13 protein-coding genes are annotated in these 17,026 nt (G+C 33.6%); 3 read left to right on the top strand and 10 right to left on the bottom strand.

Going from position 1 to position 17,026, the window contains the following annotated elements; translation table 11 throughout:
- Positions 1-178: 178 nt before the first annotated feature.
- Both IPJ23_10595 and IPJ23_10600 read right to left on the bottom strand, forming a co-directional pair.
- The gene (locus IPJ23_10595; protein MBK7631125.1) at positions 179-1,777 is read right to left on the bottom strand and encodes a sodium/solute symporter; all 1,599 of its coding nucleotides are present in this window, start codon (positions 1,775-1,777) and stop codon (positions 179-181) included.
- A 345-nt stretch (positions 1,778-2,122) separates the two neighbouring features.
- Entirely contained in the window at positions 2,123-3,943 is a 1,821-nt protein-coding gene (locus IPJ23_10600) for a hypothetical protein (GenBank protein ID MBK7631126.1), read from the bottom strand.
- A gap of 275 nt (positions 3,944-4,218) precedes the next feature.
- On the opposite strand from IPJ23_10600, the gene IPJ23_10605 reads away from it, so the two are divergent.
- The 3 genes from IPJ23_10605 to IPJ23_10615 are packed head-to-tail and all read left to right on the top strand — an operon-like array spanning position 4,219 to position 8,102.
- Positions 4,219-5,031, top strand: coding sequence for an AAC(3) family N-acetyltransferase (locus tag IPJ23_10605; protein ID MBK7631127.1), 813 nt, complete (start codon positions 4,219-4,221; stop codon positions 5,029-5,031).
- Positions 4,971-6,287 (top strand): hypothetical protein, encoded by a 1,317-nt coding sequence (locus tag IPJ23_10610; GenBank protein ID MBK7631128.1) that lies wholly within the window; start codon positions 4,971-4,973, stop codon positions 6,285-6,287. Before IPJ23_10605 ends, IPJ23_10610 begins: the two co-directional genes overlap by 61 nt.
- The gene (locus IPJ23_10615; protein ID MBK7631129.1) at positions 6,288-8,102 is read left to right on the top strand and encodes a sodium:solute symporter; all 1,815 of its coding nucleotides are present in this window, start codon (positions 6,288-6,290) and stop codon (positions 8,100-8,102) included.
- A 49-nt stretch (positions 8,103-8,151) separates the two neighbouring features.
- On the opposite strand, the gene IPJ23_10620 is transcribed toward IPJ23_10615, so the two are convergent.
- The 8 genes from IPJ23_10620 to IPJ23_10655 all read right to left on the bottom strand — a co-directional run bounded on the left by IPJ23_10620 (position 8,152) and on the right by IPJ23_10655 (position 17,026).
- Positions 8,152-9,561, bottom strand: coding sequence for a DUF5009 domain-containing protein (locus tag IPJ23_10620; protein MBK7631130.1), 1,410 nt, complete (start codon positions 9,559-9,561; stop codon positions 8,152-8,154).
- A complete protein-coding gene (locus IPJ23_10625) occupies positions 9,561-11,462 on the bottom strand; it encodes a family 10 glycosylhydrolase (GenBank protein ID MBK7631131.1) in 1,902 nt (633 codons plus the stop codon). Before IPJ23_10625 ends, IPJ23_10620 begins: the two co-directional genes overlap by 1 nt.
- A gap of 75 nt (positions 11,463-11,537) precedes the next feature.
- Positions 11,538-12,920 (bottom strand): family 10 glycosylhydrolase, encoded by a 1,383-nt coding sequence (locus IPJ23_10630; protein MBK7631132.1) that lies wholly within the window; start codon positions 12,918-12,920, stop codon positions 11,538-11,540.
- Positions 12,892-13,443: a family 10 glycosylhydrolase gene (locus IPJ23_10635; protein MBK7631133.1), complete on the bottom strand. Its 552-nt coding sequence runs from the start codon at positions 13,441-13,443 to the stop codon at positions 12,892-12,894. Before IPJ23_10635 ends, IPJ23_10630 begins: the two co-directional genes overlap by 29 nt.
- Positions 13,444-13,449: 6 nt before the next feature.
- Entirely contained in the window at positions 13,450-14,577 is a 1,128-nt protein-coding gene (locus IPJ23_10640; protein MBK7631134.1) for a family 10 glycosylhydrolase, read from the bottom strand.
- A 23-nt stretch (positions 14,578-14,600) separates the two neighbouring features.
- Entirely contained in the window at positions 14,601-15,311 is a 711-nt protein-coding gene (locus IPJ23_10645; protein ID MBK7631135.1) for a hypothetical protein, read from the bottom strand.
- Between the two features lie 13 nt (positions 15,312-15,324).
- Entirely contained in the window at positions 15,325-16,047 is a 723-nt protein-coding gene (locus tag IPJ23_10650; GenBank protein ID MBK7631136.1) for a hypothetical protein, read from the bottom strand.
- A gap of 13 nt (positions 16,048-16,060) precedes the next feature.
- Positions 16,061-17,026 (bottom strand): PorV/PorQ family protein, encoded by a 966-nt coding sequence (locus tag IPJ23_10655; GenBank protein MBK7631137.1) that lies wholly within the window; start codon positions 17,024-17,026, stop codon positions 16,061-16,063.

Raw genomic sequence — 17,026 nt, forward strand, 5'->3', positions numbered from 1 at the left:
GAAGCTTTAAAACAATTGTAAATAATAAAATCAAACTTATTGCCAATGACGATAACAGGAATTTTAATTTCCGATCATAAAACTTTCTATTAGAAAAAAGCAGTGTAAGGATAAGTAATATCGTAATTACTAGAAAAATTATTTTAATTGAATCTAAGTGCATATTAAGTTATTCCAACTATCTAAAACTCCACCAAAGCAGTGCAACTACCGCAACTAATAAAACTGAAAAACCAATATTTATTTTTCTCCATTTATCTTTAATCTGAAGTGTATCTTTTGCATATATAATTCCTTTTAGTCTTTCTTCATTTGGTTTTTCTGTAGCTAAGCTTACTGCAACCAATACCGCCGAAGAAATTAAAAATAATAATATTGCGAAGTGCAGAAAATTAATTGATGCGATATTTTGTAGAATTGGATTTGATAAAGCCTCAACCTTACTTTGTATTTCTATTATTAATCTGAAAGCACCTAATACCAGGCCTGTAATTAATGATGCCATTGCTCCTTTGCCGTTTACTCTTTTCCAAAATATCCCGAATAAAAATATTGCAGCAATTGGTGGAGAAATATATGCTTGTACACTTTGCAGATATACATACATCCTATCATCACTTAAGAGACTAATAAAAGGGATCCACAGCAGACCCAAAAGAACCATTACGCCCGTTGCCCATTTACCAAAGTTTACGGTCGATTTTTCATCAGCATCAGGTTTTATTTTTTTATAGATATCTATTGTTAGTAAAGTTGATGTAGAATTAAACATTGCACTAAGTGAAGACATTAATGCTGCAAGTAATCCTGCAACAACTAATCCTTTTAACCCGGAAGGAAGAAGATTTGTAACAAGCCAGGGATAAGCTTTATCACCGCTAACGGTTCCACCTGAAATTTGGAATGCAATTATGCCGGGTAGAATTAAAATGAAGACTGGAAGTATTTTTAAAAATCCGGCTAAAATAGTTCCGCTTTGTGCATTGGATAAGTTTTTTGCACTAAGTACTCTTTGAACAATATATTGATCTGTGCACCAGTACCAAATTCCTAAGATCGGCGCACCAAAAATTATTCCCGTCCATGGAAAATCAGGATCAGTTAAGGGTTTAAACATATTCCAATAATTTGCAGGAGTACTTGCTACGAGATTATTCCAACCACCTGCTCTATCTAATCCGATTAAAGTCAATGCTATTGATCCGCCAATTAGAACGATAGTTTGAATAAGATCAGTATAAATAACCGCGGATAGACCTCCCATTAAAGTATAAAGACCAGTAATTAAAACAATGACAACCGCAGAAGTTACTATATCCCATCCAACAACTGCATTAAGTAAAATTCCACCGGCGTAAAGAGCTATTGAAATTTTTGTTAGTACATATCCGACAATTGAAATAATACTTAAGTAATATCTTGATGCAGTGTTGTATCTTCTTTCAAGAAATTCAGGCATCGTAAACACACCCGATTTAAGGTAGAAAGGTGTAAAAACCCAACCAAGCATTAGTAAAATTAAGCAAGCAAGCCATTCAAAGTGCCCAACAGCCAATCCAGATTTTGATGCAGTTCCAGCTAGTCCTAAAAAATGTTCACTTGAAACATTGGTCGCAAATAATGATGCACCGATTGCTATCCAGCCGATATTTCTTCCTGCAAGAAAATACTCCTCGCTGTTTTTACTTTTTTTTCTGAAATAAAAACCGATAGAAAGAACTATCAGTACGTAAAAAATTATGATACTTACATCGAGAGAACTGAGATTTTGTAACATATTATCTCCGGAGCATGATATTAAACTTTATTATGAAATAAAACTTCACCTTTTTCTTTATTAATGCAGATAAATATCAGATCCCCTTTTGAGCAGCTTAGGTATTGAATTGGCACCTGCGAGTAACTTATGTACCAGCAGTTATTTGGAAGTTTAGATAGTTTTTTATTTTCGGTTAATTTATCTGATATTCTCATTGCCCTTAACTCAATATCCGGCACTATACTTTTTGCAATTTGAAATGCTTGCTGTTGTGTTATCAAAAGTTTTTGTGAGATTAATTTGAATTAATTAATTGTATTGGTACAAAGATGCGAATTTGATTTGTACAATCAAATAGTTGCGTTAGAAGTTTACCGCAATAGAAAGTGGTGTTCTTTTGGCATAAATTAATTTTAGTCTGTCGTGCTGCACTTTTACAAAATCCGGAATGGATTTCAGATTTTCATTCGGGTAGGCTTTTCCTTCAGCAATCTTAAGTATATACGTAATTCCATTTTCAAGATTTTCTTTAAATATTTCCAAATATTTAATTTCCGCTTCGCTGCTGCCCATTGTTTTAATAAGATTTTCATAGTAGTTAACATACAGTTCTATTTCCTGGCAGAACATATGTGGTCTATCCGCAGAAACTAGCGACTCACCTCTTCCATAAATATGATTCGTCATTTCCTGCAAGGAATATTGTCTGTTGAACCAAACGATATTTGGTCCCGGACAAATTGATTGCGGAGATTTTGTTTTAGGTGATATACCTAATTTTATTAATGCGCCATTTGCAAGATGATCACACAAACAAACTTTTGCATACCACAGATTTTTTAACTCATCCTTTTCAGATTCCGGGATTTGCATTGCTGATATTTCTTCAACTTTATTTTTCTGGAATTGACGTGATGCTGTGCATATAGGTTTATCGGTGTATTGTTTGTCTGATATTAAAAACCCTTTAGGACATGGTGATCCTGGTTTACCACTATCAGCACGATCTTTTGTCCAGTTTTCTGAACCTGTGTTTCTAAGATTATTAAAAGGAACACCAAGTGGAGATGCACCACTTAAATATAAATCATCTTTCTGTGCATTCATTAAAAGGCTCAACGTGTCGTCATCAACACAAGTTGCTTCGGGAACTAATAGGAAAGGACTTCCCCATCCTGTTGAATCACAGCCGAAATCTTCAATCAGTCTTTGTGCTTCGCCACTGGTACCGATACCGCCTTGAACAGTAATTAATGGCTCATATTTAAAACTGGATTCATCAAAATTCCAATTTTGTTTTTCATAATATGATTTTATAATTGGAATAAACTCTTTAGCAAGTTCGTGCCGTTTTGCTGTAAACTCTTGCAAGATTGAAGGAAGCAAATATCCTTGCGATGCGAAAGCATGTCCACCGCAGTTCAATCCGGATTCAATTCTAAATTCAGAAACTTCAAGACCTTTAGTTGCTAAAAATTTTCCCTGAATCATAGCAGAACGAAAATCGCTGACTTTTATAATAATTTTTTTCTTGATGGAACCATTTTCATCGCGGTAAAAATCTTTAAACTGAGGAATAAACCCCAAAAGTGTTCTATTGAATCCAGCAGAAAATACGATTGAAGATGTAAGAGTGCTTTCTGCATATCCGCGCAAAGCTGCTTTTGCATCACTGAATTCATCACTCAACATTGTACCATCTTTAGCGTAATTAGTTCTATCAACTTTGGACATAATATTCACATCGATAGAACCAGCGCGCATTAAATCTGTGAGTTCTTTACCTAACTTTTCTTTTTCAGATGCATCAGTAACTTTTAAAAAATAATTATACTTTTGCTTTAAAGAACTATCATCCGGTAAAAGCTCAAAGTATTTTGTCTTTTCATTTTGCTCAAAGAATGGTAAACGTTTTATTTCTTCAAGATTACGTGCAACAATTATATCAACTACATTTAAATAAGCTGTTATTCTTTTCGATCGTGCGTAAAGATCTTTTTTAGAAATTTCTTCAAATGGGATTGAATATTTATTAGCATAGTACTTACCAATTTTTTCAATTAAAATATCATCAACTATAGACATTACAGATGAAATCCCAAGATGTGCAACACGAATTGGTGAATCAATTGAATGCCCTGTTCCCATAACCGGAATGTGAAATTTGTGATATAGATTTTCCATAGAATTCTCTTTGTTATCAAAATATTTAATAGCAAATCACAATAGTAGATTTAAACTAATTTGTTATTAAAGTATGGTCTAAGCTAAATAATTAAAGATGTATAAAAAGAGAGAAAAAGGGGTTTTACAATACTTTTACAATAGAGAAATGTGATTAAACTACAGGTTTCAAGTAAAAACTAAATTGACCATATGAAGATTATAGACAAATCAATTTATAAGAATAAATGAAGGTTTTTCTAATTAATTTTAAAAAAGTATTGTAATTTTGTGACGTGAAGAATAATCATTGGCCCTTTAAAGAATTTATTCAGAATCTAGGACTAAAATCCTCTCAGCATCTAATTGTTCATACAAGTTTCAAAAAAATTAAGTTTGCGTTTCCAGAGATAACTCCTTCTCAAATAATTCAAGATCTAAAAGAAATTATTGGATCATCCGGATCCATAATCTTTCCCGTTTTCACTTATTGTTTTAAAAAAACATTTGGCTTTTATGAAACTTTTAATCCAAAGAATTCTAAAAGTAAGGTAGGGTTACTTTCAGAAACATTTAGATTAAGTGAAGGGGTTATCAGAACATCATCACCAACTCATTCTTTTGCTTTGTGGGGAAAAGTAACGGAGGAAATAAAAGAAGATAATGACCCTGATAGTCCGCTGGGTAAAGGAAGTGTTTTAGATTGGCTAACAAAAAATGAAAATTCTTTCATTCTAATGCTTGGGACAGATTTCTCATCTTTAACATATGGTCATTATCTTGAGATTACTGCTAAAGTTCCATGGTACAATTATTCGCCTTGGGATCATTTAAATGTTCTGCCATTTGGTGTTTCAACCACAGGGGAACAAAAATTAAAAGAGATTCCCGGTTGTGCAAAAAGTTTTGTTAATTTGGAAAAGTATTTATTAAATCATAATCTAATCGTTAAGCATTCTTATAACGGATTATATAGTTATTTCATATCCGTTAAAAGTCTCTATTCTCATGGAGAAACATATTTTAAAGAAAATTTTGAAAGTTTATTATGTACAAAAGGAACATGTCAGGCCTGCGATTCAAGAAGAATAAAATTTATTCAATCCTGATTTTTATTTTTACATTTATTTTTTTCTCATTCACAAACTGCAGTGATAGCAAAGAGTTTAAACCAGATGATTACTATTCGAAAGTTGTGCTTAAATCAGAAAGAGAAAAATTTCTTATTAAAACCATTAATGAAACGATCAAATTTAATTTATCAAAAACTTTAACAGATTCGACAGAAAAAAATTATCAAAGTGCATTCTGGGCAATGGAGCTAATTCAATTTAAGAATGAATTTACAGATTCGGTTATAACCAGCTGTTTCAATAATATAAAAGATTGTTCAACAGAATTCCAGAGATCATTCTTAGAAGTTGTTTACACACTTTACCAAAATAATTTCACCCCTGAAATAGAAGCTTTTGCAAAAGAGACGAACAACCCCAAGTTATTTGCAATGTGTGTAGATTATCTTAAGCGATCCGACTTTAATGCAAATGAGATGCTTGAAGAATTTTTAGAAAGAAATCCTTTACTTATTGATCACCCAATCTTAGTAATGCTAAAAAATGATTTATCTAATGAATTGATTTCTTTACCGCCGATTCAGGATTTATTAGGGCATAGTTTTGAGAATAGATTAGTAATCTTTTCAATTCAAAGGTCAAACAGAGATTATCCCGGTTTGGTAGTAGTAAGAAAACCTAATGGAAAATTTCTTAGAAGTGAATCCGGAGAAATATTTAGTGTGCCCCAATTAGCAAGAGCGATCACTGATTTGCCAGGTTATATAACCAATGGAAATACTCCTGAGGGTATTTTATCCATACAAGGAATAGATTTTTCAAAGAATGACTTCATAGGGCCTAGTCCTAATTTACAACTTGTGTTTCCGTATGAAGTTAATCCTGGAAAATATTTCCATGTGGCTAATAAAGATACCTTATGGAATCTCGAAGAATATAAAAGGTTACTGCCTGAAAGTTGGAAGGAATATATAAATATTTATGAAGCTTATTATGCCGGTAAAGCTGGAAGAAATGAAATTATCGCCCACGGTACAACCATCGATCCCGGGTTTTATGCTGGTACATCATACTTCCCTTTCACTCCTTCACTTGGATGTTTAACTACTAAGGAATTATGGTCCTATGAGACAGGTAATATTATCGAAAGCGATCAAATCAAATTAATGAACGCTTTTAAGAATGCTGGTAATGAGAATGGCTATTTTATCGTTGTAAACATTGATGATCAAAAAGCAGCAGTTGCTTTGAACGAAATAATAAACACTATACTTGAGGCAGAAGGAAAATAGATGTCTGTTATTGATTTAATTATAGTTATTGCTTATCTGATTCTTATTACTATAATTGGATTTTACTTTGAGAAAAAAGCTTCCTCAGGAATTGATTCTTACTTTCTCGGAAGCAGAAAAATTCCATGGTGGGCACTTGGAGCTTCGGGAATGGCATCTAACTTTGATGTTAGCGGCACAATGATAAATGTTGCACTTATTTATGCATTTGGTGCAGTTGGATTTTTTGTTGAGATGCGTGGCGGACTTGTTCTTATTATGGCTTTCTTTATGATCTTTATGGGTAAGTGGACAAGAAGATCAAAAGTTATGACGCTTGCCGAGTGGATGAAATATAGATTTGGCGATGGCATACAAGGTAAATCCGCAAGAATAATTGCTGCGCTTTCTACATTAATTATCACCATTGCTATTGTTTCATATTTTTCTGTAGGTGCCGGAAAGTTTGTCGGTGATGTTCTTAGCATCCCTGAATTTTTTGGTTTATCATCAGAGTTTTGGGCAGCTGCTTTGATCATATTTCTAACCACTTTATATACTGTAGCAAGTGGACTGCAAGGCGTTGTATGGACTGATGTATTTCAAGGCATATTAATTTTTGTGATGATAATAATAGTGTGTTCAATTGCTCTTGTTTCTGCAGACATCCCTAATACATTTTCAATATCAGTTCCTCTAAAAGATGGAAGTTTTTTACCAATAGAAACAACTCGGGATGCCTGGACAAGTATTCTTCCATCGTGGGAATTAAACTTTCCTGAAAATTCAGCTTATTCTATCTACAATCTTTTTGGAATTGCATTACTCTTTTATCTAATTAAAGTTGTGATTGAAGGAAGTGCTGGAACCGGCGGTTATATGGCACAAAGATTTTTTGCTGCAAGAAGTGATAGAGATGCTGGATTGCTTTCTTTATTCTGGACTTTCCTTTTATCTTTTCGCTGGCCATTTATTGCGGCTATTGCAGTGCTTGGTATTTCATACGGGGTAAGTTCAGGTTCAATCATTAGTGATCCTGAAAAAGTTTTACCAACTGTTATATTTAATATTCTACCTGTAGGGTTAAAAGGATTATTAGTTGCCGGACTAATGGCTGCAGCAATGTCAACATTCAGTTCTTTAATTAACTCAGGTGCCTCCTATTGGGTTAGAGATATTTATCAGGAATTTATTAATCCTAATGCATCAGAGAAAAAATTAATTATTCATAGTAGACTTTCCTCTATTATTATTGTTTTACTCGGACTTGGATTAACAGTTAATATTAAAAGCATTAATGAAATATGGGGATGGCTTACAATGGGGCTTGGTGCTGGAATGGTTGTTCCGCTTCTAGTCAGATGGTACTGGTGGCGAATGAATGGATTCGGGTTTACTGCAGGAACTGTTTTTGGAATGGGTGCTGCAATAGTTCAAAAAATATTTTCTCCGAATGCAACAGAATATTTATCCTTTGCCATTTTGCTCGTTGCATCATTCTCAGCTACAATAATTGTTACATTAGTAACTGAACAAACTAATAAAGAGACTCTTGTCAATTTTTATAAAACTACTCGTCCGTTTGGTTTCTGGAAACCAATAAAATCATTTCTGCCGGATGAAAAGAAAACTCAAATTAATTTTGAAAACAGAAGAGATATTATCGCAATTTGTTTCGCACTTCCCTGGCAAATAGTATTATTTTTAACGGGGATGACTGTAATTCTAAAAAGGTTTGATTTGTTTTTTTATCTACTGATTATATTAATCTTTTTATCAGTTGGATTATATTATTTCTGGTTCAGACATTTATCCGATGAAGTGAGAGTTGAATGATAATTAACTGTCATTCTGAACGAAGTGAAGAATCTGCATAAGATGAAATTTAACTTCTCCAGAAAATCTTTTTCTTTGTAAAAAAACTTGTGACTAATGCCGCAAGCAAAGTGAAAATGAGTCCTTTCAAAAACCCAAGCCATGGATTAAGAAGAAGATAATTTAGAATTGTCGATAATCCAGTTAAGGCAAGAACAGGCATAACGAAATTACTTCCCGTTATGTACGCAATCATCGGATTCTGACCATTCTCAATTAACAAATTCACATACTTGGATTTTTTCCAGTAATCAGAAATAGTTGAAAAAGATATCAAAGCTAAAAAAGCTAATCCTGATGTAACGAAATAATAACTTAAAGTTGGATGATCTTTTTTAATACCTCCTTCATAGGATTCAAAAGCTAATCCAAGCAGCAGCCAAAACGTACCCCACGAAAATAATTTTTTATAAAGTTCAAGTAGTTTTGATTTCGAGTTTTTAAGCAAAAATAAACCTGTAGATAAAAGAATTAAATTACCAACCAAATTTAATATTAGATGTCTATTGTAGAGGCCGAATAAATTTAGAATAATTATTCCAATACAGAGAAAGAACAGGTAAACAAATGTTGATTTATTCTCTTTCGAAATTTCTTCAGATGAAGATTTTATCCATTTAAAAAATAAATCTCCTGCAATTGTGCCGGGAATAACGATAAATAAGTATTGTAAAAAATAAAATTGATATATCTCAGAAGTTGGAGTTAAATTCCATATCCAGGCTGTCCAGCTGCCTTCAATAGAGTGCGTAATCCTGAATGCAAGAAGAAAACCAAGAATAGATAATCTAACTAACAAATTATCCTTTGTAAAAATCCAGATGATGGAACCAAATAAAGCTACGTTGGCAAGTACCAGAATAATTATATCACTTCTGCTTAGCGTAAATCCGTTCCCATTTGAATAAGTAAGCTGTGAGAAAAGAACTACTGCACCGATACCTGTAATTATTTTTATTAAGGTAGTAAGCTTAGGATTAGTATTCTTTGGATAACGATAGTAAATAAGAAAAAGGATTATGAATCCAACCAAACCAAGAATCCAATGAATAGTTTCCGGATTGCCGCTTAATGCGTAAGGTTTTGAGTGCTGGAGAAAAAGTGCAAACACAACAAGTAAAAATCCTCTTTGAATTGCTTGAAGTGATAATTTCCAATAAGGGATCCCCTGCTCAATTCTTTTTCTCAATGCAAATGGAAAAGCGGCACCCATCGAGAAAAGGAAGAACGGAAATACCAGATCAACCCAGGTAATGCCGGGCAAATTAGGATTAAAAATGTGATCTGGTGGTGGAACCTGTGCGTGATACATCCATCCTGGTAATGAAGCAGGTCCTGAAAATGGAATACTTCCTGAAAGAATCATTGTTATGATTGCAAATCCACGAAGAGCATCCAATGCATTAGCACGTTTTTCCATCAACGAAGTAACACCATTTTTTTAGTTTGAATGAACGAACCGGATTTAAGTTGATAAAAGTATACGCCGCTTGTAAAATTGGTTGCATTGAATTCAACCACATAATTTCCGGCAGGTTTTTCTTCGTTTACTAAGATCGCTACTTCTTTACCGAGAATATCATATACTTTTAGTGTTACAAATTGTCTACTGCTTATTGAATAATTTATACTAGTAGATGGATTGAATGGATTAGGATAATTCTGCTCTAATCTGAATTCTGTTGGTTGACTTACATTGTTTTCTTTTTCCTCTTCAACATTTGTTACCACTACTTCAGGAGATAACTTCCTGTTAATCATTATCATAACAGCATCAGCAACTAAATATTTTCCACTTTCTAAATATGTATTGTCTATCTTTAATACTTTATTGTTACCTTCACTTAAATATACTGTGCCAATTCTTTGCCAGCCTTTTTTATTTAAGTTTGATTGATTTACAATTACTTCTGATGAATCTGTTTCAGAATATATTACGTACCTTGCATTCTGTGTCCATGGTGTATTCGGAACTAAATATCCGTAAACATCAAAGTATGCACCAAAAGGAACATCTACATTATATTCTACTGCCTGATAACTTGATGTTACATTTGTTCGGATTATTCCTCCATCATATCCTGGCTGAGCATAATTTGTCCAGGTTCCAGTTATTGTTACTCCACTTTCGGTTTCATTTTTTATAATTGCTTTTGGGCGCCAAATATTTCCGTTCCTGCCGGGCACTATCGCTGGCTTTGAATAGAAGGTTGCTTTAAGTGTATCACCAAGCTGATTATTATTTTTCTTGAATCCTTCATAATAAAAATAGGCTTCACCCATTACGCCTCTATCACGATTTGCCTGCAAAGCTGACATTAGATATGCAGGAGACATAACATATTCATTCGGTGGAATACCGATATTCATTAAAAGTCCGCCAAACAGTTTATGCAGATTAACTGATCCAGCTTGATTAACTGCTTGATTAAGTTCATATAAATATTCAGAAAAAGTATAACGGTAAAGCTGTGGAATAAATTGATCGCAGACACCTGAATCCAACCAGGTTTGAACATCCTGCAAATAGTTATCATAGCTCCACGGATAAATACTTGGGCTTGATGAAACAAATAAGTTTTCATCATAATTTTTCATTAATGTTCTAACCCCCATATACCAATCATTCATTTTATTTGCGCGCCATCGTTTCCAATTTGCATCGTTATAATTTGTTGGCGGATTTTGTCCACCGTGTTCAGATTGATAAAGAGAAACTGTATAAGGCTCATATCCTCCCTCAATCGGCATTGCGGGTATGCGATCTGAAAATTCAATACCATCAATATCATATTTAGTCATAACTTCAAATATCAATTTATTCATAAAATCCTGTACTTCGGGATCAATAGCTGACATCCAATCAAAACCGTTTTTAACTGCAATTTGTCCATTACTTATTTTACAAGCCCAATCAGGTTTTGTTTGCAATATGTGTCCGCCATAAGGTGGAGTTCCACCTGAATACCACGCAGCAAATCCATATTCAAACCAGGGATACACTTCTATTCCGTTTCTATGAGCTTCAATGATAACTCTTTCAAGCGCATCTCGGTTATTAAGTTCAGGATCAATTGGAATACTAAAAAGACTATCCATAGTATTGCTGTAGAACAAAGTATAACCACCATTCAACACCACGCATAGAACAACATTTACATTAACAGAAGCAAGGTAATCCATTGCAGCAGCAGTTCCCTGATCTGAAAATAATATATTACTATCAACATTGGTTAGTTTGGCGGCGCGGAATTCCTCCAGCGGTTGGGAAATAAGAATTGATTGAAAAATCAGGAATGATACAAGAAAATATTTTATCATAATTGTAAATCATTTGGTCACATTTCAACTTCGCTCAATGTGACATTTATTCATTAAATAAATTTTAATTCGATATTAGCGAAGTAAAATCATTTTTTTCGTTTGAATTACAGAACCTGATTTAAGTTGATAAAAATATACTCCGCTTGTTAAATTACTACCATCAAATTCTACTTCGTAAGCTCCTATAGGTTTTTCTTCGTTTACTAGTGTTGCTACTTCTTTACCTAATACATCAAATATTTTAAGCTGTACTCGAGACCCTTCGACTCCGCTCAGTGTGACATTTGGAATTGTAAATCTGATCTTTGTTACCGGATTAAATGGATTTGGATAATTTTGCTCTAACCTAAATTCTGTTGGATTTATAGTTTGTGATGAGTTCTCTTCTTCTATTTTTGTTAATATTACTTCTGGTGATAATTTTCTGTTTATCATCAGCATTACTGCATCAGCTATTAGATACTTTCCTGCCTCTAAGTATGTGTTATCTATTTTTAATACTTTTCTGTTCCCTTCTGTTAGGTAAACTGTACCAATCTTTTGCCAGCCTTTTTTATTTAAGTTTGCCTGATTTACTATCACTTCAGTTGAGTCTGTATCTGAATAAATAACATATCTGGCATTCTGCGTCCACGGTGTATTTGGAACTAAATATCCGTAAACATCAAAGTATGCACCAAAAGGAACATCTACATTATATTCTACTGCCTGATAACTTGATGTTACATTTGTTCGGATTATTCCTCCATCATATCCTGGCTGAGCATAATTTGTCCAGGTTCCAGTTATTGTTACTCCACTTTCGGTTTCATTTTTTATCGTCGCTTTTGGGCGCCAGATGTTCCCGTTGCGATATGGAACAAGTGCAGGTTGATTATAAAAATCTGTTCCGATGATATTGCCAATCTCATTTGAGTTGGCTCTTAATCCTTCATAAAAAAATGCACACTCGCCGTTAACATTATTAGTACGGTTATAATTTATTATTTGAGAAATTAAAGTAGGAGTTGTAACCCAGGAGCCGGCTTTAATTAAAACCCCAGCAAAATATATATCAGGATTAACACTTCTTATTTGCTGAAGTGATTGAGCTAATACTGATTGATAACCCGAAAAATCATATCTATAAAGTTGAGGGACTATGTTATCTACAATATTATTTTGAGCCCAGTATCTGGAGTCCTGAAGATATTCATCATATCCCCACGGATACGGAGTTGGGGATGATGATAAAATTAAATGGTCGCCTCTGCTTTTAACTGAATCTCTCATCCTTAAGAAGAACTCATTTAATTTATCCGCTCTCCATCTTTTCCAGTTTGGATCGCCGGCATTGTTTGGAGGATTGGCTCCGCTGTGTTCTGATTGATATATTGCAACAGTTACGGAATCGTAAACACCGTCAACCGGGATCGATGGTAATCGGTCATCCCCCCTGCACGCCGTCAACATCATAATTATCAATCACTTCAGTAACCAAAGAAATCATATAATTCTGAACTTCAGGATTTATTCCACTCAACCAATCGAATCCGTTTTTAACAACAAGGTTGCCTTGATTATTCTTTAACGCCCAATTTGGATACTTTGCAACAATATGTCCGCCATTTAAACTGTATGATGAAGAAAATCCAAATTCAAACCATGGAATTACTTCTATTCCAACTCTATGAGCTTCAATTACAAGTCTTTCTAGAAAATCTCTGTTTTGAAAAGATACATCAGGTATAGTAGGTGCATTGAAAAGGCTATCCATAATTTCACTTGGATAAATAGTGTAGCCTTTATTATAAACAACGGGAAAGATTACATTTATGCCGATTGAGGATAAGTAATTTACTGCTTCAACAATTGAGTTATCCGTTGCAAGAACATAACTATCTACATTTGTTAACCACGTTGCTCTAAACTGCTGAAGCGGCTGAGCATTTGCATTATGACAAATTAATAATAACACAACTAATAAAAATCTTTTCACATTACCTCATCTAATTAAATCCGGAAACTCAACCTTATCTTTATAAATTTTCTTAAATAAATCAGGATACTTTTTTATACCCTCATAGAAGAAAAAAACTTCTCCATTTACATTATTATTTCGGTTTACTTCTATCATCTGATTAAGAAATTCCTCGGAAGGATAATAATCACCTACTTTAAGCAAAACACCGGGATAAAATCTGTTAAAATATTTTTGATCAATTTGGTCTTCAACAATTAAATCAAGTGCGTTTCTATAATCTTTAATGTTGTATCTATAAACTTGCGGACAAACAAAATCAACATAACCATTTTGCATCCAAGTTGGCCAGTCCTGCAAATACTCTTCTTCGCTCCATGGATAAATACTTGGAGCCATAGATACAATTAATTTCTGGTTATGAGATTTAACAGAATCGTGAATTATCTTCATGAAATTTGTAAGAAGGTTTGATCTCCATTTTATCCAATTATAATCTTTATGATATAAAGGCGGATTTTTTCCATCGTGTTCAGATCTGTAAAGTTTAACTGTATATTCATCATAGCCTGCTTCGGAAGGCATTGCTGGCAATCTATCATCGCCCTGAATACCATCAATATTATAGTTTCGAACTACTTCCATTATTAACGATAGCATAAAATCCTGAACTTCAGGATTAAATCCATTCATCCACTCAAATCCGTTTTTTGTTACAAGGTTTCCATTAACGTCTTTTGAAGCCCATTCAGGTTTCTTTTCTAAAATTGGTCCGCCATTTAATTGATATGAAGATGAAAAACCAAATTCAAACCAGGCAATAACTTTTATATTTTTTTTATGTGCTTCTTCAATTAATTCATTAAGTGGATCTCGTCCTGTAAATAAAGTATCGATTTCAACTCCGGTAAATCCTTTCATAATTTTGCTTGGATAAGTTGTCATAGCTTTATTCCAGGTAACAACAAAGATTGTATTAAATCCAAGTTCATCTAAAAGATTAACAGCTTCAACAATATTTTCTTTGGAATTTAGAACCTCACTATCAACATTAGTTAGCCATACACCACGAACAGCTTTAGTTTCACTGGTCTGGCAGGAGGGACTTATGAATAATGATAAGACGAATAGAAATGTTATTAATTTTTTCATTTGCTGTAAATAGCTTTTGATAATTACAGCCTTAAATTGATTCCTGCTCTGAAATCAAAAAACTGCAATCCACTTACATTTTCCAGATTTAAATCAAGCGTAGGCCAAAGTTCAGCAATTATAAGTTTGTAGTTAGCGGATAGGTTTAACCAGACTGGTTCAAAAATATTTATGTTAAAATCTAATCCTGCGTTTAAACCGCCGCTCCAATCTTTTTGATTGAGAGCGGGAACATTAATTATATCAATAACAACAAGATCCCCGCTTCCGGTAGTATCTGCAAATAATGAATCACTATAATTTCCGTGGTCGTAATTCCAATAATAAAACCCGAAACCAAGATTTAAGTCTGTTTCAAAAATATCCGATTTAAAGAGCTTATACTTTGCTTCGGCAGTAAAACCGGCGACTGTTAACTCCATACTTATGCCTGGCAGTTCAAATCTTAAATCCTGATTAACACTGTTGATATTAGTTTCAACAATTTTATACATCTGGTCTTCATTAACTTCATCAAATTTAAAGTACTCAAACTTTCCAACCCAGGTCCAATCATCACTAACCTGTTTGCCGGCATAAAACCAGCCTCCAAATGCGCCGTTCATTCTATCAGCTAATGAACCAACAGGAAGATTATAATTACCTCCTGCACCAATTATATACTTGTCTTGAGCCAGCAATAACTGTGATAAAGTAAAAAAAACAAGTAGAAAAATTTTAATTGATAATCTCATAAATAATTTCACATCAGTAAAAAATGGCTAAACCTAGTGCGATCGAAAGTTCACTGCCTATAGGAAAATCATCATACCCCAAAGAGCCTTCTGTTGGGATTACATAAGAATACTGTACGTTTGTAAAGATTCCCAAAGATTTATATAATTTATATTGAACATTAAGGCTGCTAGTAATAAAAAGTGGACTTCCTTTTTTTGAAGGTGCAAAATTTCTATAACTGTATTGCAAAGTATAATCTGCCTCGGGATAATATTTACTCCAGCTTTCAACAGCAAACATACGTCGTGTGTAAACATAAACTCCACCGCCAACAGTTGGTGTGATTTCTAATTTATCAATGGGTAAAAAATCATAGCCGATTGAAATCGAAATAGGAATCAAATCAATTTTTTGTGCAGCTGATATTTGCACTCCTAAATTCTGATCAGCGTTGAGATCAGATACAATTTTAGGATAGTATCTGTCTGTCCAAAAAACCCAGCCCCAATTATTCAATACATCGGGTTCACTGAGTGAGTAAAGTTTATAACCACCATTAATATTAATTAAAATATCATCTGCAATTAAAAATTTAATCTTTACCCCTCCGCCAACTGCATCCGCTTCTGTAATCTGCAATCGTGTTGATAATTCCGAAGAGTAATCTCCATAGAACGATATGGATTGCAGCTGGGCAAAGTTGTTTGAATAACCAAGTAAAAAAGCTAACAATATTAACTGGAATTTTTTCATAGAATATCTTGCATTAGTGCATTCCTAATTGTAAAGTAAACCTTAAAATATTTCCAAGTCTGCCGTAATCCGAATAAGCAAAATCAAAACTCATTGGAAGCTCTAATTGAGGATTTATTCCTAATCCAAAGCTTAGATTTTCTTCATCATAAAAAAACTTATAGCCGCCGCGTAAAATAAAAATATTATTCCAGCTTACTTCAGCTCCAAGGTTTAATCTTTCATTTGAATTATTTGGATGTGAGGCTTCAAAAATTACTGTGCCTTTGTATTCGGACTCATTATCACCAAAAATTTCTGCAGCAAGTCCAAGTTTAAATGTTGCAGGCATTTTAAATTCATCATTTATAAACTTACTATTTGTACCAAAATTGTGGATTGTTGCCGCAATCCTAAGTGAGTGGAAGCCTGTGTAATACAAAACGCCGCCATCAAATAAAATATTATCAGCTTTGTAGATATCTATCTTTTCCTGTACATATTTTAAAGTTACTCCAACCGAAAAACGATCTGTTAACATTTTGGAATAAGTTAAACCTGCTGCTATCGAGTTAGCTTCAAAGCTTCCAATAACAGAATACACTTTTTGTCCGGATGATCTTGTAGTCCTTGGCATCGAACCATAATCAAGTAAGATAAATCCGATACCAAATACTCCTATAGGTGAGTTGTAAGTATAACCAGTTCCGTAATTTTTTATATCAGCAAACCAGTTTGAATATGATGCTGAGAATGAATGGGTGTAATTTGTAAATCCAATAATAGCAGGATTAACAAATAACCCTTCTGAGTTCATATCAGAAAGTGCAATTGATGCCTCACCCAAAGCCGCAACTCTTGCGGTAGTAGGTATCTGTAAAAATGTAAACCCGGCAGTAGCATTGCTTTTAAATTCATCCTGACACAATAATGAAGTGTTCAGAATAATAAATTGGAGGAAAAATATTCCTAACAGAAATTTTATTTTTTTAATTCGCAT

Source organism: Ignavibacteriales bacterium, assembly GCA_016709765.1.
Taxonomy (GTDB): Bacteria; Bacteroidota; Ignavibacteria; order Ignavibacteriales; family Ignavibacteriaceae; genus IGN3.